Genomic DNA, 21,069 nt, shown 5'->3' with positions numbered 1-21,069 from the left:
ACGCCCGGAGATCTTCATGGCCTATCGCGAGTTCGTCAGTCTCGTCCACAAATCGACCAAGCGCGACTATCTCGCGCGCGTCACCCAGCGCGACAAGGCCGATGTCGCCGAGATGGCGGTCAAGTTCGACTACGATTATTGGGACGGCAGCCGCGAGACCGGCTATGGCGGCTACAAATATGACGGCCGCTGGCGCAAGGTCGCCGACGCCATGATCGCGGCCTATGGCATCAAGCCGGGCATGCGCGTGCTCGACGTCGGTTCCGGCAAGGGTTTCATCCTGCACGATTTCCGCGAGGCCATCCCGGATCTCGAGGTCGCCGGCATCGACGTCTCGTCCTACGGCGTCGAGCACACGATGGAGAGCGTGAAGCCGTTCTGCCAGGTCGGCAATGCGGCCAAGCTGCCCTACCCCGACAAGCACTTCGATCTCGTCATCTCGATCAACACGCTGCACAACCTCTACAACTACGATCTCGATGCCGCCTTGCGCGAGATGGAGCGCGTCAGCCGCGGCGCCAAGTACCTCTGCGTCGAGGGCTACCGCAACGAGCGCGAGAAGGTGAACCTGATGTACTGGCAGCTCACCTGCCGCATCTTCCACACCCCCGAGGAATGGGCGTTCGAGTTCAAGCGCTCCGGCTACACCGGCGACCACGAGTTCATCTTCTTCGAATGAGCGCGACAAGAGAGCGTCGACAGGCGCTCTCGCGACGCCCACGCGTCCGAGTGATGCTGAGATCATCGCCCTCTCGGAACGAGAGGGCGCGAGGAAGGCCGGACCTCGGCTGAGGCCCGTGGCCCGCCTGCTCAAAAGAATGCAGGCGGCAGGTACCACAGGTACAGCCGGACAGATCCGGCCCTCCCCGCGCGATCGGTTTTAACGGTGTCCTTCGTGCTCTCCCTGGGGATCGGGCTTTCTTGCCCCCATCGCCCGCGCGTGCCCATAAGCAACGACCACGGACTTGACCTCAGCGTCGAGAGGCCAGGACCACACGACTTCGCCGTCCGCAACGCCTACGCTCGTCTGGCGCAGCCGTCACGTCCATCGCAGCCCACCTCACGTTCGTGACGACGCGTACGTCCCTCTGCTCGAGGCGGGATGACGAGAGAGAACCATATTTTTCGGAAAAACGAAAGAGGAATATTTTTCGTCGGGGGACTGGACAAGGGTGATGCACCTGAAGACGCGAGCCAATTCGTCGTCGCCGCGCACGTCCGACCAGCTCGAACACCAGCAGCACTTCGCCGGCCGAAACCCACGCAAAACGAGTGCAGAGCGCGAATGCCGCTTTTGCGATCTTCGCAAAATGTATCTATAAAATGGCAGCCGACAACGTAAGCGGCAGGGAACGGGGCTATCATGACGAAGTCATTGAAAGTGGCGATTGCCGAAGGTCTGCCACCCCAGACCCTGTTCAAGTTGCGCTCGATCAAGCGCGCGCTGATGGGACAACCGCCCCCGGAACGGCCGCACGCCGCTCCGGCGTCAGAAGCCGAGCCTGAACCGGCCCCTGCGCCGGCTGCAGAACTGGCTCCAGACGTGCGCGAGCCGCGGACACGGCAGACCGAAGCCCTGGAGCGGCTCGACGCCCACAAGATCAGCGCGCCGTATTTGTTCTTCGACGTCGACGACGTCCTGATCCTGCCCGCCAAGGAGATCGCGCGAACGCTGACCTTGAGCGCGATGTACATCAACAGCGCCGATGTCAAAGGCGACATCGCCGAATTCGGCACCATGGGCGGCTTCACCGCGCGCACCCTGGCGAATGCGATGGTGTTCGATCCCCGCTACCAGCCGAACCAGCCGCTGCGCAAGCTGCGCCTGTTCGACAGCTTCGAGGGACTGCCGGAGATCACCGCGCAGGTCGATCTCGAATCGCAGCATGTGAAATCAGGCACCTGGTCGAAGGGCGGCTGCCGGATTCTCAGCGCCAATGAATTGCGGACCATGGTGGAGGCCATCATTCCGCCGAGCCGGGTGCAGATCTACGAGGGCTGGTTCGCCGATACGGTCAAGCAGCTTCCGGATGACACGCGCCTCGCATTGATCCACTTCGACGGCGACCTCTATTCGTCCACCATGGACGCGCTGGTTCCCTGCTTCGAACGCGGCTTCATCTCGAAAGGCGCCGTGCTCTGCTTCGATGACTGGAACTGCAACGAGGCCGATCCCGAGGCCGGCGAGCGCAAGGCCTGGGCGGACCTCGTCAGCCGCTTCGACATCGTCGCCAGCCACTCAGGCGACTACTCCATTCAAGGCACGAAGTTCATCATCCATTCCTATCGCGGCATGAAGCCGCGGGAGGCCTGAGCCGGCCTCCCCCGCCGTGCCTCAGGAATAGGGCTTGATCATCAGGCCCTGCCCGGTCGGGAGCGCCAGGATGGCGACACCGCGCTCCGCCGCGAACCTGTCGAACGCTTCCTTCTGGGCCTCGTAGCGCACGAACCCGTAGTCATCGAGCAGGATCGGCGCGCCGGGCAACAGCTTGTCCCAGAAGTAGGTCACGGCAGCGATCTCCGGGGCCGCATTGTTCATATCGATGGAGAGGTAGGCAACCCTGCCGATGTCGACGCTGGCCAGCGTCTCCGGAACGCTGCCGCGGACAATCACGACGTCCTTGAACTCCGAGAAATTCCTGACGACGTGGTCGTAGATGTCCTCACCGTAGCCAATGCGGAAATGCGGGATGTTGATCAGTTCTTCGTCCGCCAATTGCGTTTCGTCGACACCTCTGAACGTGTCGAACAGGAAGAACTTCTTGCCGACGCGATTCCAATCGTAATAGGACGCAATGGCGGTGCTCAGCAGCCCCTTCCAGACGCCGCATTCGACGAAGTCTCCCGGCAATCTGAGCGCCAGACCGGCACACCACAACGCCACGTGCACGCGCCAGTAATAGCGATGGTCGATGACAGTTGCCTGAACGGCCCGCTTGTAGGCGGCGACGAAGCGTGGATCCCGCATGAAGTCGTGGTTGTGGACGATATAGGGATCGTTCCGCAGGCCGTCGAAATCGTAGATCGGCACGTAGATGCCGTCACTTGCCGGCTCCGCCTGCGGCCCGGACGGGGTCGATGAAGGCTGCGCGGAAGATCCTCCGGCCGTCAGCAATTCGACCGTGCGACGCAGGCGCACGAGTTCGTCGCCCTGGACCCGCAGCGCGGCCGATTCACGCTGCAGCGTCGTGAGATACGCCCGGCCGACCGTCTCGACCGGCTCACCATCGCGTGGCATCATGCGAAACGTGTTGGCTTCAACGCTGCTCTGAAAAGCGGCCTCCGCCTGCTCGGCAACTGGGTCGGCAGCGGCCGGCACCTCGGCGGGGATCGGCTCCGGTCCCCGGGAAGGAGGCGCTTCGGACTCTGCGGCGCGTTGAGCTGCCGCCAACCGGTCGATCGTCTCGGTTCGCACCAACTGCAAACCAATCGATCGCAACATCTGGTTGGTGACGCCTTTCCCGGTCGTGATCAGTCCCACCTGCCATCCCCAACATCGACGCACAGAGCCTGTAAGTTGTGGCAGGTCCCTGACGCGTTGTCCAACGCTCGGACCGTGTCGAAGCCGATTGTGCTCACTGATAGATCGACGTCCCACGCTGTTCCCTTCGAGATGATGCGCTCGCAGGCACGGAACTGCCCGGCGTCGCCGGCCGACCTTTTCCTTGCACAGCCATCGTGGGAACGTTAAGCGGGATAGCCGGGCCGAAACGGTCTTGATGACCGCTTCTTTCGAGGTGGCATGGCGCCTGGGTGACACCGCGTCGGAGATATTTGAATGCTTACCCCGTTGAAGAATGGGCTTGCAAATGCGCTCTCGCCGGCGGCGCTCTACTGGCTGCGTTCGGTCAAGCGCGCAATCATGTCCGAGCCCCCATTGCCTTGGCCGTATGGCGCCCAACAGGAGCCTGGGACGAGCATGTCGTCCCCGCCTGCGATCGCTGCCCCGGCTCTGCTTCCGAGCGAGGATGGTCGGCCGATACAGGACATCGCACTCGAGAGATACAAGCTTCGCCAGCTTCCTTCGCCGGACTCCTACTATACCTACGAAGACGTTCTCATCGTTGCGGCACAGGAAATCGCAAAGATGCTGACGCTCTGCGTGCAGTATGTCAACGGGTCACATGTCTATGGCGACGTCGCCGAGTTCGGCACCATGGGAGGCTTCACCGCGAAGACTCTTGCCACGTCGATGGTCTTCGACCTGCAGCGTCAGCCGCTGGGCAAGAGCGCATCCGGCGAGAATCCCTTTCGCGTTCTGAGATTGTTCGACAGTTTCGAGGGACTGCCGGAAATCACGTCCCCTGTGGACTTGACATCTCCCCATGTGGTCTCCGGGGCGTGGGCAAAGGGCGGATGCAAAGTGCTGGCCGCACCGGAGCTGCGCGAGCGGATCGGCAGGATCATCCCGCCCCATCGGTTCGAGATCTATGACGGCTGGTTTGCGGACACGGTCAAGACACTGCCGCCGGAGACGCGTTTTGCACTGATCCATTTCGACGGCGATCTCTATCAGTCGACAATGGATGCTCTGGCGCCGTTGTTCCAGCGCGGGATGGTCTCGACGGGCGCGGTGCTTCTGTTCGACGATTGGAACGCCAATCGCGCGCTTCCAAGCACCGGCGAACGCCGAGCCTGGCGCGAATTGGTCGCAGAGTTCGATATTGAAGCCAGTGACTGCGGCGACTACTCCATCGCCGGAAAGCGCTTCATCATCCACTCCTATCGCGGCATCCCGGCCGACCCGGAATAGCCGGCTCAGCGGGACGGACCGAGCAGGCGGTCGAGGGTGCGGCTCGCCAGGAAAATGGAGCCGGGCACCGTGAGATGCGCGGCATCGAATGCCGTCAATTGAGACCCGCCGGGACCGATCCGGCTGAGGCAGCCCTCGTCGTTGCAGAAGATGTCGCGCACCGAGATGTAGTCCACCCCGACTTCGCCGGCGAGCGCGCGAAGCAGCGCTTCTCGGCCGCGCGTCCACTCGTCGTTGGAACGAAACCATGTTCGCTCCGGCAATATCTTGCCGGTCTGACGGTAGTAGTCCAGCACGTTGTGAGACAGGCCGATACCTTGCCAGCTTGGCGGGGGGCCCATCACCACGATCCGGCCAATGCCGGTCGCCCGGAGCTCCGCCACGGTGCGCGGCAAATCCTCGCGCAGCACGGCTTCTGCATGTCCCCAGGTGGCATCGAGGATAACCAGATCCGGCCGGAGATGGCCGATCCGCTGCACGACGTCATCATTGATGCTCTTGCAGAATGGGCGCGCCGCGAGCGTGTAGCCGATCAGCGGCGGGCAGGCGGAGGCCGTGTACTGGGCGACGTCGTAGCCGCGCTCCGGCGAGAAGTGCAGCAGCCCCGGATACAGCGCGGCCCCGTAGGAGTCGCCCCAGATCAGCAACAGCGGCCGGCCTCCCTGCCCCGCGCAGTCGGCGCCGAACTCGGATGCGGGTTGCAGGATCAGCAGACAGCGGCCACGGCGCCAGTGCGACGTCGTCTCGCTGCCCGAGAGCATGAATCCCCTGATCTCCGGGGCGAACCGAACCGGCAATCCGCGCGTGGTGGTCGCGGCGGTGCCGACCGCCCCCACCATGGTCATGGCGGCCAGCAACGGCCCGACCCGCCATGCGACCGGGGCCGCTCCGAACCTGAGCGGCCGCTCGATGGAACGCCACGTGACCCAGGCCAGCACGGCGCTGAGCCCAAGCACTGCGAACAGTGCCCATTCCGGGGCCGCGCCGGCGAAATGCAGCCTGGTGAAGACGAGGAGCGGATAGTGCCAGAGATACAGCGGGTAGCTGATGAGACCGACGAAGACCAGCGGAGCCCAGCGCAACATCCGGTGAAACAGCGTGTCGCCGGTTGCGACCAAGAGCATGGCGGACATCACGACAATGATGGTCCGGACTCCCGGCCAGGGCGAGGCGCCGCTGAAACTGAAGAATGCCGCGAAGAGACCTGCCGCCGCGATCGCGGCGAGCAGGCTTCCGCTCACGGCCCTCGTTCGAAGGATGGAATGCTGCCGCAACCAAACCGCCAGGAGCGATCCGGCAAGCAGCTCCCAGCCTCGCGTGGTCGGCGCGTAGAAGGCCCAGGCCGCCTGCTCGGCAGGGGTCGCCAGGCAGACCACGAGCGAGCCGAGGCCCAGCGCTGCGACGATCGCCACCTTGTGCGACGGCCAGCGGGCGATCAGCACGAAGGTGGCCGGCCATAGGATGTAGTATTGCTCCTCGATGCCGAGCGACCACAAATGGAGCAGCGGAAGACGCTCGGCGCCCGGATCGAAATACCCGACGATCTGCTCGTGCAGCATGAAATTCTCAATGAACGCTGCAGCGCCCGTGATGTCGGACCCGAGTGCTTCCATCTGGGCCACCGGCAGCACGAACCACGCGATCAGGAACGTCGTCAGCACCACGACGATCAGGGCCGGGAAGATCCGCAGGATGCGGCGGGCGTAGAACGTCGTGAAGCTGAAGCTCTTGTCCGCGCACTGGCGGTCGATGATGCCCGTGATCAGATAGCCCGAGATCACGAAGAAGACGTCGACGCCCGCAAAGCCGCCGGGCAGCAGCTGCGGGAAGGCGTGATAGACGAGCACGGCGATCACCGCGATCGCACGCAGCCCGTCGATGTCTGGCCGGTACGTCAACGCGTGCGCCGTGCTCGACTGCGGCGACGAGACGCTGCCAGCGGTTCGGTGGTCAACGCTGCCGGCGATCGTCATTCTCGCGCATCCGTTGGAACGCGCTGGTGGTCTCCAGAGCGCTGACCAGGTCATTGGTGAAGTCGCCGGCGCCTTTGCGATCGAGATGGCCGCCGCCGTCCCAGCTCGAATAGTCGGTCCGCGCCGGCATCGCCGTCTCGACGCCGATCGCGTCCGCGATTTCGCGCACCTGGGTCCGACAGCCGTGGAAATTCGGCACCAGAGTGAGCACGACGGGCGCTCCGAGCGACTGCACCAGCTCGCGCGCATTGGTAATGACATCCGGCGTGCTGTGGCAGTCCGGATCGCGTGTCATCTTCACGCCAGGGTTGCCCTCGGCGAGGAAGCGTGGAAACCCGCGCATATCGGCTGCGCCGGTCCGATCATCGCGCTCGAAAGCCGGAATGGCACCAGCTCTCGGAGCAGCGAAGGACCGGCGCACATCGCGCGTCGCGTCCTCGAACCGCCAGCGCAGATTGCGCCGGATCACCTCGTAATTGGCACCGAAGCGGCTCAGCCTGACGCTCGGGATGGGACGGACGTCGGCGCCGAAGGAGCGGGTCAGGTTGCGGTGGAAGAAACTGCCGCCACCGCCACCGTCATCGGCATTCACGATCCAGAGGCGCGGATGAAGATGATGCTTTCGGGCGACCTGGCGCGCGAACTCGCCGCTCGCGACCCCGACGAACGCCATGTTGTAGAACTTCAGCCCACGAGGCTGTTCGAGGCGCTCGCGAACGACGCTCTGGTCGATTGCGAACGACACCAGCGAGGAGCCGAGGATGATGATGTCGGCTTGCCGCGCATGCTCGATCGAACGGCCGATGTCGTGGAAGAACAGATCCTGATCCTGGATCTCGGTGACGCCGTCGCCACCGAAGTCGCGGTACCACGCCGCGTCGCCGGGCCTGCTGATCGCGCTGAAATGGTCGCCGCCCCGCGCGGCCAGCACGAGGCAGAGGCCCCCGAGCATCACGAGTGTCAGTCCGAGCAGGAAGCCCAGATAGCGTCGGCCGTCGCGGCAGAGGCCCGCCTCCTCGCCCACATCTTCTGAAGCACAATCCTTCTCTGTCCGACGATCCATGATGCACCGGTTCGATCAGACACACGCCTATTTATCGAAGCCGGGCAAGGCGTCCAGCACCCCTCGGGCAACGAGGATTGCCCCCGGAGAAGTCAGATGTCCAATATCAAAGGTCGTGAGCTCGGACCCACTGTCGCCGATTCGCGCGAGGCACCCGTTATCATTGCACATGATGCGACGGACAGAAATGTAGTCGATGCCCAAGTTCTTTGCTTCACTCTCGAGAAACGCCTCCTGAGCGCGTGTCCAGTTGTCGTTGGAGCGATACCACGTCCGCGCCGGCAGCAGGTCATGAGTTCGGAAGTAATATTCAAGAAGATTGGCTGGCAAGCCGCTGCCTAACCACGACGCGGGCGGTCCCAGCAGCACGACTTTCGGAACACCAACCGCCTTCAACCGCATCACGGTTCGTTGGAGCCCATTGCGAACCGCATCATTTGGCCCGTAACTCCAGGTGGAATAGAGAAGCACCAGTTCGGGCTTGAGCTCAGCCAACCGCTCGGCAACGAAATCATTCGCTCCCTTGCATCCCGGCCTGTCTGGTTGCACGAAGCCGATCAGCGGCGGGCAGGAAGAGGCAGTGTACTGCGCCAGATCGAATCCTCGCTCGCCACCAAGATCTCTGAGCCCAGGAGCGAGAGAGGCGCCGAACGAGTCGCCCCAAACAAGCACGACCGGATGTCGCCCGTCTCCTGCGCATTCGGGAACGAAATCCTTGGCATCCTGGTCTGGTAGCAAGAGACACTTGCCCCTACGCCAACGCCCTGAGGTTTCTTCGCCCGTCAGCATGAATCCCCGAATACTCTGCGGAATCCTGCCTGGAGCCCCTTCAGAGCGGTCTACGATCAAACCGGCCGAACCAAGGACTGCCATGCCGCAGATCAGAACCCCGATCTTGTAGGTCCCATGGAGCCGCCCGAATCGGATCGGCCGCTCGATGAAGCGATAGGTCAGCCAGGCCAGCACGACGCTGGCGGTCATGATGCCCCACATCACCGAAGGTGCGACGCCATCGACGAACTGGATGCGCGCATAGGCCATCAGCGGATAGTGCCAGAGATACAGCGGATAGCTGATCAGGCCGACCAAGACGGCGGGGCTCGCGCCGAGCACATGACGATGGACCAGCGTGCCGCTCGTCCCGATCAGCGCCGCGGCTGCCAGCACCGGAACCAGCGTGAGGAAGCCCGGGTGCGGCAGCTTGCGATCGTAGAGCCAGAACGCCGCCACGATCGCCAGCAACGCAGCCACGGCGATGATCTCGCGACCGATGGACGCCGCCGGCCCCCGCTCATTGCCGATGGCCCGGCCACCGATCCACAAGGCGAGCGCCGAACCGGCCATCAGCTCCCAGGCTCGGGTGACCGGAAGATAGAACGCATGATCCGGCGCCCGCGTTTGCACGACGAGGCAGGCGATGAACGAGGCGGCGGCCAATGCCAAGGTGATCGCAAGGCTCTTGCGCCGCCACGCGCCGATCAGCATCAGAAGCAGCGGCCAGACCACGTAGTACTGCTCTTCGATCGCGAGCGACCAGAGATGCAGCAGCGGTTTCTTGTCAGCGGCGAGATCGAAATAGCCGACCTGGCCGAGCAGAATGAAGTTCTGGATGAAGATGGCGCCGCCGGCGATGTTGGTGCCGAGCGACTTCAGCTCCCGTGGCGGCAGCACGAACCACGCGATCAGGAAGGTGACGAGCACGACCGTGATCAGCGCGGGAAAGATGCGGCGGATGCGGCGTGCATAGAAGTCGGCGACGCTGAACCTACCCGACAGCATCTGCTTGTGGATGATGCCGGTGATCAGGAAGCCGGAGATGACGAAGAAGATGTCGACGCCGTAGAAGCCGCCGGGAACGGTGGCCGGAAATGCGTGATAGAGCAGAACGGGCAGCACGGCGACCGCGCGCAGGCCGTCGATATCCTTGCGATAACCGAGGGGCGTCGCGCGGGCCTCATCGAGGGCAAGGTTCGGCTGGACAAAGTTCATCGGCTCGGGGCGCTCCAGGACAGCTTCGGCAGAAAAGCTGAATCCGTCCAAAGGACGTAGCAACAAGGCCGCCGGCTGCCGACAAATTCGGAGATATTCACACGTTTTTCCCGGGACCTCCTCAACCGTCCCGATGTCATGCAGCGCGCTGGCGACAGGGCCGGTCTGTTGTTGGTCCACACGACCGCGACGGTCTTCAGGGCACCCTCGCCATCCCCTCTGCGTACGATCCGCCTCGCATCGATGGCGGCGTCGCCTTTGCGAGATCCGCGATCTGCGATCTGCGAAACGCATCTGGATCGACGACCACTCACGAAAATGCCGGCAAAGGCTATCTGCCGGCCGGTCCATTGACAAGAGCGAGGACATCGAACGAACCGAGATCACCACCTCTGATCATTCGAGGCTGTTCTACATTCCGCCCGCCTCTCGCAACCGGCGCAGCGCCGCCGGCGACGGCTTGCGGCCGGCGGGATAGCGCTATATTCGAAGAGCAGTATGGTCATCAGCTGCGCAGCCGTCGCGGTCGGGCATGGGGCTCCAGAATGTCCTTCGAGTCCATCCATCCGGATCCGGCCGGCCAACCCGCGCCACGCCGGCAGGGCATGATCCGATCACTGAAATCGAGCCTGGCTGAGCGTGGCGTAAAGGCGATCAGCTGGTACCTCAATGTCGTCGGCGAGCGGGCCGAATCCCTCAAGGACCTGATCTTTGCGCTGTTGCCGTTCCGCCGGGCATTCATGGTCGCACTCGTTTTTCACCGCTATGCACATCGAAATGAGTTCGACCGGCAGTTCCGCTATTTCTGCGGACCCGATCTGGACAAGGAAATGGGATGGGTGCTCGCCAGTCCCCGTTCGGATCAATACTGCAATGAGCTGATCCTCTTCCTTCTGATGTGCGAAAAGGACAAGCATGCTCTCCAGCTGTTTCCCAACATCGATTGGGGACGGGTCGACGATGAGTTCATGGAGGCGATTGGCAGGCTGACGAACAAGCTGACGTCCGGCTATTTCATGGAGTTGCTGGCGCAGGCCCACACGATCGATTGGATCGCCCTTCGCCCCCGGGACCTGCGTCGGTTTGCCGAACTGATCAACGTCATGCTGGAGCATCGGAACTTCCGTTATGAACAGAGGTCCTTCGAAGGACGACAATACGATGCTCGCAGAGACGGCGATCCCGTGCCGCTCGAGGCCCCTCTCGACCGTTACGTCCACGAATATTTCTGCAACAAGGAACTGATCGAGACCCTGGTCACTGAGCTGAACCTTGCCCGCTACGACGATATCCTCGCCGCACGCGAGGACCGCGGCCAATATTGGGAACGGTTTCCCGCCGACCATCCGCAGCGCAAGGTGCTGTCCGAGATCAACCTGTTCTACGCCTATCGCAACCTTCTGCTGACGACATACCACAGCGGCGAAGGGTTCCACGTCCCCCAGGTCTACACCAAGCTGACGGAGACACAGAAGCGCCTGCGCCGCCATCTTCCCGCTCCGAGCCCTCAGCTCAAGGCCCTTCTCAAGAAGCTCGACACCGACCTGTCGGACGTCAAGCTGCTCTCTCCGGACTGGAGCGCGTTGATCGGCCATAATGGCCACCTCAACGTTCATCTGATGATGCGCGAGATGGGGTGGTGGCAGGGCCAGCCGCTGCTGCTGGCCTACAAGGACCGGATCGCCAACAAGCCGTTCCTGTCGCTGTTCTCCGACATCTGTCCGACGCTCACGCTGGGCGAGAACGTCAGCACCGGCGTATGGCACGAGCTCGCCAGCCTCACACCCTTCATCGGCGATTCCCACCAGGCCTTCCGCTTCGAGGACGGACGTGCGGTGTACTGGAACGATGCGGGGTCACTGGCGCTCAAGCAGTGGGAAAGCCGGCAACGAACCTTTCCGCTGCGCGACATCTACGACCGCCGGCTGCTCGCCGACAACCGCATCGAGCTGACCTACCAGGACTACCGTCGCAGATGGGGCATGGCGGACAGCGACTGGTTCGTCTGCCTGCACGTGCGGGACGCCCAGACCCGGAATGATACCGACGGCGTCGGCGAATCCATCCGCAACGCATCGCTGGCGAGCTATCTCGATGCGGTCCGTCACATCACCGGATGCGGCGGCTGGGTTATCCGGATGGGCGGTGGCAAGGTGCCCCCGTTCCCGCAAATGGAACATGTGGTGGACTATGCCCGCAGCGACGATGCATTTCCGGAGATGGACATTCATTTGATGCGCCGTGCGCGCATGTTCATCGGGACCACCTCCGGCTTTGCCTATGTGGCAAGCAGCTTCGGCATTCCGACCGCCATGGTGAATGCGTTGAGTTCGATCGGGCTGTTGTGGTCGAGGGACACCCGCTTTGCGCTGAAGCCCGTGCACAGGGCCGACGGCCGGATGCTGTCACTGAGCGAGTGGACCTCGGAACGGTATCGTTGGGCCTATCCGACCCATGAATCCGTGGCGCGCGCCGAGCTCGTCGTGAGCGAGAGCAGTTCCGACGAAATTCTGGAAACGGTGCGCGAGGTGCTCGAAATCTCCGATCCCCTGCGGAAAGGCCCCGCTCCTGGCGTGGACGGCAGCTGGGAACGTCACGTCCAGGTGCCGGGCTTCTTCGGCAGTTCGCGGCCAAGCCGGTATTTTCTGGAGAAGTACGCGAGCGACCTGCTGAGGGGCGAATGAGTTCGACGTGATCGACATCTCGCGACGGCCAGCACCTTGCTACGACCAGGAGTGGGCCTGAGAGCTCGATATCGACGTCTGTATGAGAACGCGACCTGATTCCGCAAGGGATCGAAGATATCGATGCGAGAGCGGTCGCCGAAATCCGTCAGTTCGAGACCTTGTCCGGCGCCAGAAATTCATTCTCGTACTTGGCAAGGTAGTAGGCGCTGATGCTGCCCGCGCCATAATAGTGCGATGCCGAAAGCTGTCTCTTCCAGCGCGCCAGGAGCTGTGGCTCGGGACTCCTCGGGCATCGGGAGGCAAGATCGAGCACTTCCTCTGCGACGGCCTGGATCTCGTCCGACGTGTTGTTCTGCGGCTGAGCTCCGCTGCGGCTCAGAACACCGGCATCGAACAGGCGCCAGCGCCACGGACTGGAGGTGAGCTGCGCCTGGGTCAGGATGGTTCCGTTGGCAAGGCGCACCGGCTTCAGTGCGAAGCGGACGTCACTGTTCCACAACTGCTGGTCCGTCGTGATGCAGTTCAGCAGCGCGGTTGGAATGCCCAGACTGATCGCGGCGTTCGTCAGCCCGGAGGTGGTGCCGATGAACATCCGGGCGTTCCGAATGAGACAAATGTCCATCAGTTCGGAGCGGAATGGGCTGAGCGGATAGTCGATCGCGCGCTCGAGGCATGGCAGCGCCGGCGAGTTCGGACCGCCGAGCCTGATGACCCAGCCGCCCCTGGACGTGATCGCGCGGATTGCGTCGAGATACGTTCCGATCGGCGAATTGCGATGGGTCTGGCCGGTGCCGTCCGTCTCTGAATAGTGGGAAGCATCGCGCGTATGCAGGCATACATACCAATCGTCCGGCTTCATCCCCCAGGCTTTGCGCATCCGCCAGAAATCGTGCTGCACCTGCAGCTTTGCCCCATAGATCCGATCATACTCGTCTCGCAACGGATGGCCCCGGCCTTCCAGCTCCCACTGCGTGATTGCAAGCGCGCCGGCCTCCTGCCACGGCACCACCTCACCGTTCGGCAGCCGAAAGACGTTGAAGTTCATGCCGTACCAGCGCTGCAGGGACAGCAATTCTTCGCCCACGGCTTCGGAGACCGTCTCCCCGATGACGACGATATCGGCAAATCTCTCGAACAGCCGGATGAACGGCTTGTTGGCGACGAGGTTCAAACGCACGACCATCAGTGGCTTTCCGGACCACCAGCCCAGCTCGCGCATTCGAAACAGGATGTCGAGCATTCCGAGATGACCGATCTGGGTCGACCACTCCTCGGGAAGGATGCGCAATTGGTCGAGGGGAATGTTCAGCCGGCCAAGCAGATGGCTGACCTCTGCCGAGACCGCCGGCGATCCTTGGCCGCGCAAATCTTCCTGCGCGGCGAGCGCGCGCGTGAACAATCCAATCCCGAGATCGCCCCGACCCACGTGAGTGACTCGCTGGCCGGCGAAATTGCAGAGATCATGGAGCCTGCCCGCCGCACCGCAGGCGAAGTCGAGCGGGTTGGGCTCATAACTCAGCGCCGGGCGCGAAGCCATGTTTTGATGCGGACGCAAGTAGCCGGGGAAGCCGCGGCATGCAATCGACATGCTTTCAATCGCGCCGGCCTCATCTCCCGCGATGATATCGAGCAGCCCCTTGAAGAAAGCGAGATGACACTCCGCTTCCGATCCCGCTCGCAGAGGCCGCTGCGATGCCAGCCAATGCGCCTTGTCGAACTCGCCGAGTTCGAACAGCGACCGGATCATCATGTTGGTCAGCGCGGGCGAATATTGGACGAGCCCATCCTGAACGATGAGATCATAGGCTTCCCGATCAGCACCGATCCGAAGCAGAAGTTCCGCGACCTCGATCGGAAAGTACCACCTGAGCTGTCCGGAGAATTGCTGGTCCGGATTCTTCGCCAGCAATGCAGCCGCATGGACCTGATAGGCCCTTTCGAGCAGACGCCGCCCGCGAAGTTGTCCGATCTCCGAAAACAGCAGGATCAAAAAGGCCAGGCGAGGCGGCAGCCAACCCAGAATCCGGCCTGCCGCTGCGATGAGGGCACGCGCCGCACGCTGCGGCTGGAGCAAAGTCAATTCTCGAAGGCGTGCAATTCCGGCCAGCAGGTCGCGTTGCCTGGGCGGCGGCTGGAACATACCGGATCTGCGCATCGGACTCAGGACACGTAGTGACGCCTTGAAACGCTGCATCGGCCAACCGCCCTCCACCCCCTTGAACCCCTCAGACCCGTTCGCGGTTCCGCGGATGCATGGGAACAATCCAGATCGAGGAAGGTCATCGCGTAGGACGTCCAAGACGACCGAATCATAGCTACACGCGTAGGCGGCATCTCAGCCGGACCGTCAAGTCAACCCGCGACTGATGATCGCAATGACCCCATGCAGCCACTGGGTGATCGGCAACAACCCCGATTTGTCAACAACGAACAGAATCGTGGACCACAGCGCCAGCTGCTCGAGCACAACCCGTCCCAGTCCGACCGCGAGGAAAACGAAAGCCGTCAGCCCCGCCAGCAAGGAGTAGAGGAATCCGGCGCCGAGCGCGAGAAAAATACAGAAGTAGACCGTGCTCACACAGACGATCCGCAGGATCGTCCGGAGCGTCAGAAACATGTTTTTCACGCACGTGCCCCCTCTTGCCAATCCCAAATCGCATGACGGAAGAACAGCCGCCAAGAGCCCCTGAGCATCGCATGTAGCATCTCGCCGTGACGACCAGGCAAATTGATCAGGAAGGTTCGCAGCTTTCTGACCAGTTCGACGATGAATACATCCGGGCGCGATTCCGAATCTGGTATCCAGAAAACGACCGCAATAGCAAGCTCCGGCACGAAGTTTGCCAATAGCTAAGCATCCGCGAGCCGGGCATCCGCGACCGTTGGCCCCTCGCGCATCTGTTGCAAGCTGAACATTTTACGTTGTATTGTTCGCAACTGCACTGCTATTGCGGCTCCTTCCGAATGGCAATATCCCTTCGCGGTCCAGCCGAACCAATGCCCACCAGATCCTCGTCCGGCTGCCGGCTATGCGGCCAGCCGATCACGACGCAGCCTCTCACGCTCGGCGTCCTCCCAGTCTGCAACCGCTTCACGCGTGACGGCCGCGTCGATCACTCATGGGCGCTCGACATCGTCGAATGCGAAGCTTGCCGACTTGTTCAGCTCCGTGAGGCTCCGCCTCCCGAGATCGTTGCTCCGGCCGTGCCGTGGATCAGGTACCGCGAACCGGAAAGCCACCTCGATGCGCTGGTCGAACGACTCGTCTCGTTCAGACCGCTTGCGGGGCGCGCGCTGGGCACAGGCCCCTTCGAGCAGCCGCTTCTCACCCGCCTGGCTGGGCGAGGTCTGCAGATCGAGTCGCTCGATCTGGAGGAGAAGGGTTGCGGGGGGCGCCATCCCTATCTTGAGACCTGGCAGGCCCGCCTCAACGCTGCGGATCTCGCGGCTCCTGCCGCCTCGCTCGGAACATTCGACATCGTCTCGTGCCGCTATCTCATCGAGCACACGTCAGCCCCTGTCGACGCCTTGCAGGCTCTCAAGACCCTGCTTTCGCCCCAAGGCCTTCTGCTGATCGAGGTCCCCGACAGCAGCAAATTCCTTGCGGCGCGCGACTACTGTTTCCTATGGGAAGAGCACAGCTGCTATTTCGTCGAGGAAACACTGCGTCGTCTGGCCGAGGAGAGCGGCTATCGCGTTCTGGCCCTGCTGCGCTATCCGGGGGCCCTGGAGGATGCGCTGGCGGCCGTCCTGACGCCCGCGGAGGGCTCTCCGGCAGCGGTCTCACCGCGGGGATCTTCCAGCCTGTTCCAAGCCTATCGTGACGATTTTGCTCCCACCCGGGCGCGGTTGCGCGGGAAGCTGGCGACGCTCGCCGGGCCGGACGGGGATCGAATCGCTCTGTTCGGCATCGGACATCACGCCATCATGTTCGCCAACGCCTTCGGCGTGGCCGACATGTTCGCGCTTGCCGTCGATGACGACCGCGACAAAGCGGGCTTTTTTCCACCGGGTTTCGCCGTCCCCGTGATAGGGTCGGATCGCCTGCTGGCTGACGGGCAGATCACCACCTGCCTGTTTGCCGTGGCACCTCACATCGAAGGCAAGGTGCGCGAGAAGCTGGCTCCGCTCGCCGCGCGGGGCGTGGAATTCCGCTCGATCTACGCCGCGCTCGACAACGCAATCACGAAGGACCTCGCTCCATGAGCCTCGTTCAAAAATCACCCGAGGTGTTCCTGGCCGAGGGCCCGATTGCAGCGGTCGGACAGGCCGAGATCAACACGCTCAAGGCCGCGGTCAAGGCCAGCCCGAAACGGCGCGCCCGCATCAATGCCCATCCGGATGGCGATGATTCGCTGCACGAAATGATCATCGCGATCGATTCCAGCTCCTACATCCGGCCGCACAAGCACCCGGGCAAGAGCGAAGCGTTCCATATCATTGAGGGCGAGGTCGACATCGTCGTGTTCAACGACGACGGCGAGATCGAACGCGTCGTCGAGCTGGGGCCGCCGGGCGGCGCGCGGCCGTTCTATTACCGGATGTCGAATGCGTTCTTCCACACGCTGATCATCCGCAGCGATCTGCTGATCGTGCACGAGATCACTAACGGCCCGTTCCGCCCCGGCGCCAGCGTGTTCGCCGACTTCGCGCCCGAGGACAATGACGCGACCAAGGCCGCGGCCTACCAGGCCGATCTGGTCCGCCGGGTCGCCGCGTTGCAGGACGCTGCGGCATGACCAGCCATGCCGTCGTGGTCGGCGGCACCCGCGGCCTTGGCCGCGTGGTCGTCGAGCGCTTCCTGGCGCGCGGCTGCGCGGTCAGCGTCGTGTCGCGACAGCGTCCCGCCGATTTCCCCGATCAAGCCGGCCTGAAGCATTTCTCCGCGGATCTCGAGCGCAGCGACAGCTTTGCCGGGCTCTGGAGCCAAATTGCCGACGCCAACGGCCCGGTCCGCTACCTCGTCCTGAGCCAGCGTTTCCGCGGCCAGGGTGATCCCTGGGCCGGCGAAATCCAGGTCGGCCTGACCGCCTCGCGCGACCTGATCGAGGGGTTTTCCGGCCATTTTGCAGAGGGCGGCGACCGCGCCGTTGGCGTGGTCAGTTCAGTCTATGCTGAATTCGTCGGCTCTTCGCAGCCGGTCGGCTATCACGTCGTCAAGGGTGGCCTCAACGCGATGGTCCGGCACTATGCGGCCACGCTCGGCCGCCGCGGCATCCGCGTCAACGCCATCATGCCGCTGACCTATCTGAAGCGCGAATCGCGCATCTTCTACGAGCAGAATGAAAAGCTGATGGACACCTACCGGCGGCTGGTCCCGCTGGGCCGGCTCGGCACGGCCGAGGAATGCGCGGACGCGCTCGATTTCCTCTGCAGCGAGCGCGCCTCCTTCATCAACGGGCAGAGCCTGTTCCTCGATGGCGGCGTGTCCACAGTCTGGCAAGAAGAGGTCGCCAAGAGCTTCGCGGGCCTGTAAAACGCGCCCGCAAATCCCTCTTCGGCCGACCGTCCCTCGCACAGGGACCGCCAACCCAGGATCGCCAATTCATGCAGCACGTCAAGCACAAGACCGATTGCCGCCTGTGCGGATCGACCTCGCTCGATCACGTCCTGCCGATCAGGGCCTCGGCCATCGGTGATGCGTTCGTGACGGCGGACCGGCTGAACGAGAAGCAGGACCTCTACCCGCTCGACTGCTATCTCTGCCTCGACTGCGGCCACCTGCAGAATCTCGACGTCGTCGATCCCGACATCCTGTTTCGCGACTACACCTATCGCACCTCGGTTTCGCTCGGGCTGGTCGAGCATTTCAAGCGCTATGCACAAACGGCGGTGTCCGGGCTCGGCATTCCCCAAGGCAGCCTCGTCGCCGAAATGGGCAGCAATGACGGCTCGCTGCTGAAGGCGTTCAAGAACGAAGGCATGCGGGTGCAGGGCATCGACCCGGCGCGCGACATCGCCGCCACGGCGACTGCGGAAGGCATTCCGACGATTCCGGATTTCTTCACCAGTGCTCTGGCGGCCCGCATCAAGGCCGACCAGGGCGAGGCCAAGCTGTTCTGCGCCAACAACGTGTTCGCGCATATCGACAACATGTCGAACGTCGTGAAGGGCATCCGCCTGCTGCTCGCCGACGACGGCGCCTTCGTGTTCGAGGTCTCCTACATCGTCGACATGATCGACAACATGGTGTTCGACACCATCTACCACGAGCACGTCTCGCATCATGCGCTGATCCCGCTCGAGACCTTCCTGAACCGGCACGACATGACGCTGTTCCACGTCGAGCGCACCGGCACCAAGGGCGGCTCGATCCGTGCCTTCGCGCAGCCGAAATCGACCGGCAAGCGTCCGCGCTCGGCGGAGCTGTCGACGCTGATCGCCGAGGAGGAACGGCGCGGCGTCACCAAGCCGCAGATCTACCGGGACTGGTTCGTGGCGATCGAGGATTGCAAGCGCAGGGTGCTCGCTTATCTCGACGAGGCCATTGCCGCGGGCAAGCTGGTCGCCGCCTACGGCGCCTCGACCACGACCACCACCCTGCTCTACCACTTCGAGCTGGAAGGCCGGGTCAAGTTCATCGTCGACGACAACCAGCTCAAGCACGGCCGCTTCAGCCCGGGCGCCCACATCCCGGTGCTGCCCTCCAGCGAGCTCGCCACCCGTAAGCCTGACATCGTCGTGATTCTCGCCTGGATCTATGCGGACCCGATCCTGAAGCGGAATCAGGCCTATCTGGATGCTGGCGGACGCTTCCTGGTGCCGCTGCCGGAGCCGCGGATCGTCGAGGCATCGGGAACGGCCGCGATCTGAGCAGCCTTGGTCTGGGCAGCATGGCTTTCCCGTATCCGACCGGTTGACAGCTCTCGCGTAACATGGTCCAGCAAGCTCCGTGATCGGCCGGCCGACGCCCGGAACGAAAGAATTTAAACTGCTACGTCAAGTACTTACGGCATAGGCGAGGTGAGCAGAATGACCACCGTGACCGACGGAGAGGTCGAGCGGATCGTGGTTGCGGATCGGCGTCGCATCTCCTGGGCGCGTTGCCGCGAGGACATTGCCCCGTTCGTGACGCGCCACGTCACCTGGCGCGCGCTTGCGGCCGGCGACATCCGGTCGAAATACCGCCGGACGCTGCTCGGACCGTGGTGGATCACGGCAACCAACGCGATTACGGCCCTGATCATGGGCTCGGTCGCCGGCCGTTTCCTCGGCGCCGACATGAAGACCTATCTGCCGCACTTCATGGTCAGCATGACCATTTGGGGCTTCATCTCCTCCTCCTTGAGCGAAGCCTGCTACACGATGATCAATGCCGGCGGCATGATCAAAGCGGTGGACATGCCGATCCTGATCCACATCATGCGGATGGTTCAGCGCAACCTGATCATCTTCCTGCACAACATCGCCATCATCCCGTTCATCTGGCTGGTCTACCCCTGGTCCATTGGCTTCGGCGCTCTGTTCGGAATCATCGGCCTGATGATCGTCTATGTCTTCGTCGTCAGCGCCTCGGTGGTCGTCTCGATGATCTGCGTGCGCTACCGCGACGTGCCGCCGGTCATGGCCGCGGTGCTGCAGCTGCTGTTCTTCATCTCGCCGATCATCTGGGAGCCGTCGCATATCCGCGGCGGCGAATTCATCGTCGCGATCAACCCGATTGCCTATCTGCTGGCGGTGACGCGTGGCCCGTTGATGGGCGACGTTCCCAACCTTGCGACCTGGGCGGGTGCCATCGGCTTCGTCGCCGTCTTGACGGCCGCCATGATCTATATCTACACGCGCTATCGTTCGCGCGTCGTGTACTGGGCCTGATGGTCAGGGCACCCGTTACTTCTGGATCAGCCTCTCATGCCCCTGATTGAAGCCAAGAACATCGGCATCGAATTCCCCGTCGCGCCGCCGAACGCGCGTTCCTTTCGTCATCTGGCGATCAAGGCGGCCTCCCGCGTCGGCGGCCGCGTCTCCAAGAGCCAAGGCGCGTTCCAGTTCGTACAGGCGCTCGACGACATCACCTTCACGCTGAACCGCGGCGACCGGCTCGGCCTCGTCGGCCACAACGGCGCCGGCAAGACCACGCTGATCCGGGTCCTCGCCGGCATCTACGAGCCCACGCGGGGGTCATTGCGCGTGGTCGGCCGCAACGTCCCCATGTTCGACATCGGACTTGGCATGGACGAAGAGGCGTCGGGATACGAGAACATCCGGACGCGCGGCCTCATTCTCGGCCTCAGCCCCGAGGAGATCGAGCAGCGTGTGCCGGAGATCGCCGAGTTTGCAGAGCTCGGCGACTATCTCGAGCTCCCGATCCGGACCTATTCCTCGGGCATGCTGCTGCGACTGGTGTTCTCGATCGCAGCCTCGATCCATGGCGACATCATCTTGATGGACGAGTGGATTGCGGTCGGTGACGCCCAGTTCCGCAAGAAAACGCATGGTCGGCTGCAGGAGATCACGTTGCGCTCGGGCATCGTCGTGCTGGCCTCCCATGATCATGGCCTGTTGCGCGATACCTGCAATCTCGGGCTCTATCTCGACGGCGGACGCGTGCGCGCGTTCGGTGCCATCGACGATGTCCTGAAAGAGCTGCCGACGGTCTGATTG

Annotated in this window: 17 protein-coding genes; 10 read left to right on the top strand and 7 right to left on the bottom strand. The window is 63.1% G+C overall.

The annotated features are described in order from the left end of the window. Positions 1–16: 16 nt before the first annotated feature. Together S58_RS12315 and S58_RS12310 are read left to right on the top strand one after the other, a co-directional pair. The gene (locus S58_RS12315; RefSeq protein ID WP_015665641.1) at positions 17–679 is read left to right on the top strand and encodes a class I SAM-dependent methyltransferase; all 663 of its coding nucleotides are present in this window, start codon (positions 17–19) and stop codon (positions 677–679) included. 684 nt (positions 680–1,363) lie between these two features. After that, complete coding sequence (locus tag S58_RS12310) at positions 1,364–2,314, top strand: TylF/MycF/NovP-related O-methyltransferase (RefSeq protein ID WP_015665640.1); 951 nt, start codon at positions 1,364–1,366, stop codon at positions 2,312–2,314. Between the two features lie 21 nt (positions 2,315–2,335). On the opposite strand, the gene S58_RS38980 is transcribed toward S58_RS12310, so the two are convergent. Beyond that, entirely contained in the window at positions 2,336–3,760 is a 1,425-nt protein-coding gene (locus tag S58_RS38980) for a TylF/MycF/NovP-related O-methyltransferase (protein ID WP_244440754.1), read from the bottom strand. Between the two features lie 18 nt (positions 3,761–3,778). On the opposite strand from S58_RS38980, the gene S58_RS12300 reads away from it, so the two are divergent. Next, positions 3,779–4,753, top strand: coding sequence for a TylF/MycF/NovP-related O-methyltransferase (locus S58_RS12300; RefSeq protein WP_015665638.1), 975 nt, complete (start codon positions 3,779–3,781; stop codon positions 4,751–4,753). A 5-nt stretch (positions 4,754–4,758) separates the two neighbouring features. Here S58_RS12300 and S58_RS12295 read toward each other — a convergent pair whose 3' ends face one another. The 3 genes from S58_RS12295 to S58_RS12285 are packed head-to-tail and all read right to left on the bottom strand — an operon-like array spanning position 4,759 to position 9,778. Continuing rightward, positions 4,759–6,726 carry an acyltransferase family protein gene (locus S58_RS12295; RefSeq protein WP_015665637.1) on the bottom strand — a complete coding sequence of 656 codons (1,968 nt, stop codon included), beginning with the start codon at positions 6,724–6,726 and terminating at the stop codon, positions 4,759–4,761. Continuing rightward, positions 6,704–7,789, bottom strand: a complete 1,086-nt coding sequence (locus tag S58_RS12290; protein ID WP_042339312.1) for a hypothetical protein — start codon at positions 7,787–7,789, stop codon at positions 6,704–6,706. Before S58_RS12290 ends, S58_RS12295 begins: the two co-directional genes overlap by 23 nt. Positions 7,790–7,816: 27 nt before the next feature. Beyond that, a complete protein-coding gene (locus S58_RS12285; RefSeq protein ID WP_015665635.1) occupies positions 7,817–9,778 on the bottom strand; it encodes an acyltransferase family protein in 1,962 nt (653 codons plus the stop codon). A gap of 545 nt (positions 9,779–10,323) precedes the next feature. Here S58_RS12285 and S58_RS12280 point away from each other — a divergent pair. Further along, positions 10,324–12,462 (top strand): TIGR04372 family glycosyltransferase, encoded by a 2,139-nt coding sequence (locus tag S58_RS12280; protein ID WP_015665634.1) that lies wholly within the window; start codon positions 10,324–10,326, stop codon positions 12,460–12,462. Positions 12,463–12,610: 148 nt separating this feature from the next. Here the strand turns inward: S58_RS12280 and S58_RS12275 are convergent, their stop codons facing one another. The 3 genes from S58_RS12275 to S58_RS37480 form a co-directional block, all read right to left on the bottom strand. Beyond that, positions 12,611–14,659, bottom strand: a complete 2,049-nt coding sequence (locus S58_RS12275; protein WP_244440753.1) for a TIGR04372 family glycosyltransferase — start codon at positions 14,657–14,659, stop codon at positions 12,611–12,613. Positions 14,660–14,812: 153 nt separating this feature from the next. Next, complete coding sequence (locus S58_RS12270) at positions 14,813–15,082, bottom strand: hypothetical protein (protein WP_244440752.1); 270 nt, start codon at positions 15,080–15,082, stop codon at positions 14,813–14,815. A 5-nt stretch (positions 15,083–15,087) separates the two neighbouring features. Further along, the gene (locus tag S58_RS37480) at positions 15,088–15,312 is read right to left on the bottom strand and encodes a hypothetical protein (RefSeq protein ID WP_144058300.1); all 225 of its coding nucleotides are present in this window, start codon (positions 15,310–15,312) and stop codon (positions 15,088–15,090) included. A gap of 150 nt (positions 15,313–15,462) precedes the next feature. On the opposite strand from S58_RS37480, the gene S58_RS12265 reads away from it, so the two are divergent. From S58_RS12265 to S58_RS12240, 6 genes are all read left to right on the top strand, one after another. Further along, complete coding sequence (locus S58_RS12265; RefSeq protein WP_015665631.1) at positions 15,463–16,671, top strand: methyltransferase domain-containing protein; 1,209 nt, start codon at positions 15,463–15,465, stop codon at positions 16,669–16,671. Beyond that, positions 16,668–17,204: a WbuC family cupin fold metalloprotein gene (locus tag S58_RS12260; RefSeq protein ID WP_015665630.1), complete on the top strand. Its 537-nt coding sequence runs from the start codon at positions 16,668–16,670 to the stop codon at positions 17,202–17,204. Before S58_RS12265 ends, S58_RS12260 begins: the two co-directional genes overlap by 4 nt. Next, on the top strand, positions 17,201–17,941 hold the full coding sequence (locus tag S58_RS12255; RefSeq protein WP_015665629.1) for an SDR family NAD(P)-dependent oxidoreductase: 741 nt from the start codon (positions 17,201–17,203) through the stop codon (positions 17,939–17,941). The genes S58_RS12260 and S58_RS12255 overlap by 4 nt, the downstream gene beginning before the upstream one ends. 71 nt (positions 17,942–18,012) lie before the next feature. Then, a complete protein-coding gene (locus S58_RS12250; RefSeq protein WP_015665628.1) occupies positions 18,013–19,278 on the top strand; it encodes a class I SAM-dependent methyltransferase in 1,266 nt (421 codons plus the stop codon). 159 nt (positions 19,279–19,437) lie between these two features. After that, positions 19,438–20,280, top strand: a complete 843-nt coding sequence (locus tag S58_RS12245) for an ABC transporter permease (RefSeq protein WP_015665627.1) — start codon at positions 19,438–19,440, stop codon at positions 20,278–20,280. Between the two features lie 36 nt (positions 20,281–20,316). Then, on the top strand, positions 20,317–21,066 hold the full coding sequence (locus S58_RS12240; RefSeq protein ID WP_015665626.1) for an ABC transporter ATP-binding protein: 750 nt from the start codon (positions 20,317–20,319) through the stop codon (positions 21,064–21,066). Positions 21,067–21,069 lie beyond the last annotated feature (3 nt).

Origin of the sequence: Bradyrhizobium oligotrophicum S58, assembly GCF_000344805.1 — a bacterium.
Classification (GTDB): Bacteria; Pseudomonadota; Alphaproteobacteria; order Rhizobiales; family Xanthobacteraceae; genus Bradyrhizobium; species Bradyrhizobium oligotrophicum.
Note: the sequence above shows the minus strand (reverse complement) of the source record. Positions and strands in the feature narration are given on the sequence as shown.

What these genes read in the sequence shown, in the direction of transcription:
- S58_RS12315 (WP_015665641.1), top strand. Translation starts at nt 17, where the DNA reads ATGGCCTATCGCGAGTTCGTCAGTCTCGTCCACAAATCGACCAAGCGC.
- S58_RS12310 (WP_015665640.1), top strand. Translation starts at nt 1,364, where the DNA reads ATGACGAAGTCATTGAAAGTGGCGATTGCCGAAGGTCTGCCACCCCAG.
- S58_RS12300 (WP_015665638.1), top strand. Translation starts at nt 3,779, where the DNA reads ATGCTTACCCCGTTGAAGAATGGGCTTGCAAATGCGCTCTCGCCGGCG.
- S58_RS12295 (WP_015665637.1), bottom strand. Translation starts at nt 6,726, where the DNA reads ATGACGATCGCCGGCAGCGTTGACCACCGAACCGCTGGCAGCGTCTCG.
- S58_RS12290 (WP_042339312.1), bottom strand. Translation starts at nt 7,789, where the DNA reads ATGGATCGTCGGACAGAGAAGGATTGTGCTTCAGAAGATGTGGGCGAG.
- S58_RS12285 (WP_015665635.1), bottom strand. Translation starts at nt 9,778, where the DNA reads ATGAACTTTGTCCAGCCGAACCTTGCCCTCGATGAGGCCCGCGCGACG.
- S58_RS12280 (WP_015665634.1), top strand. Translation starts at nt 10,324, where the DNA reads ATGTCCTTCGAGTCCATCCATCCGGATCCGGCCGGCCAACCCGCGCCA.
- S58_RS12275 (WP_244440753.1), bottom strand. Translation starts at nt 14,659, where the DNA reads ATGCAGCGTTTCAAGGCGTCACTACGTGTCCTGAGTCCGATGCGCAGA.
- S58_RS12270 (WP_244440752.1), bottom strand. Translation starts at nt 15,082, where the DNA reads ATGTTTCTGACGCTCCGGACGATCCTGCGGATCGTCTGTGTGAGCACG.
- S58_RS12265 (WP_015665631.1), top strand. Translation starts at nt 15,463, where the DNA reads ATGCCCACCAGATCCTCGTCCGGCTGCCGGCTATGCGGCCAGCCGATC.
- S58_RS12260 (WP_015665630.1), top strand. Translation starts at nt 16,668, where the DNA reads ATGAGCCTCGTTCAAAAATCACCCGAGGTGTTCCTGGCCGAGGGCCCG.
- S58_RS12255 (WP_015665629.1), top strand. Translation starts at nt 17,201, where the DNA reads ATGACCAGCCATGCCGTCGTGGTCGGCGGCACCCGCGGCCTTGGCCGC.
- S58_RS12250 (WP_015665628.1), top strand. Translation starts at nt 18,013, where the DNA reads ATGCAGCACGTCAAGCACAAGACCGATTGCCGCCTGTGCGGATCGACC.
- S58_RS12245 (WP_015665627.1), top strand. Translation starts at nt 19,438, where the DNA reads ATGACCACCGTGACCGACGGAGAGGTCGAGCGGATCGTGGTTGCGGAT.
- S58_RS12240 (WP_015665626.1), top strand. Translation starts at nt 20,317, where the DNA reads ATGCCCCTGATTGAAGCCAAGAACATCGGCATCGAATTCCCCGTCGCG.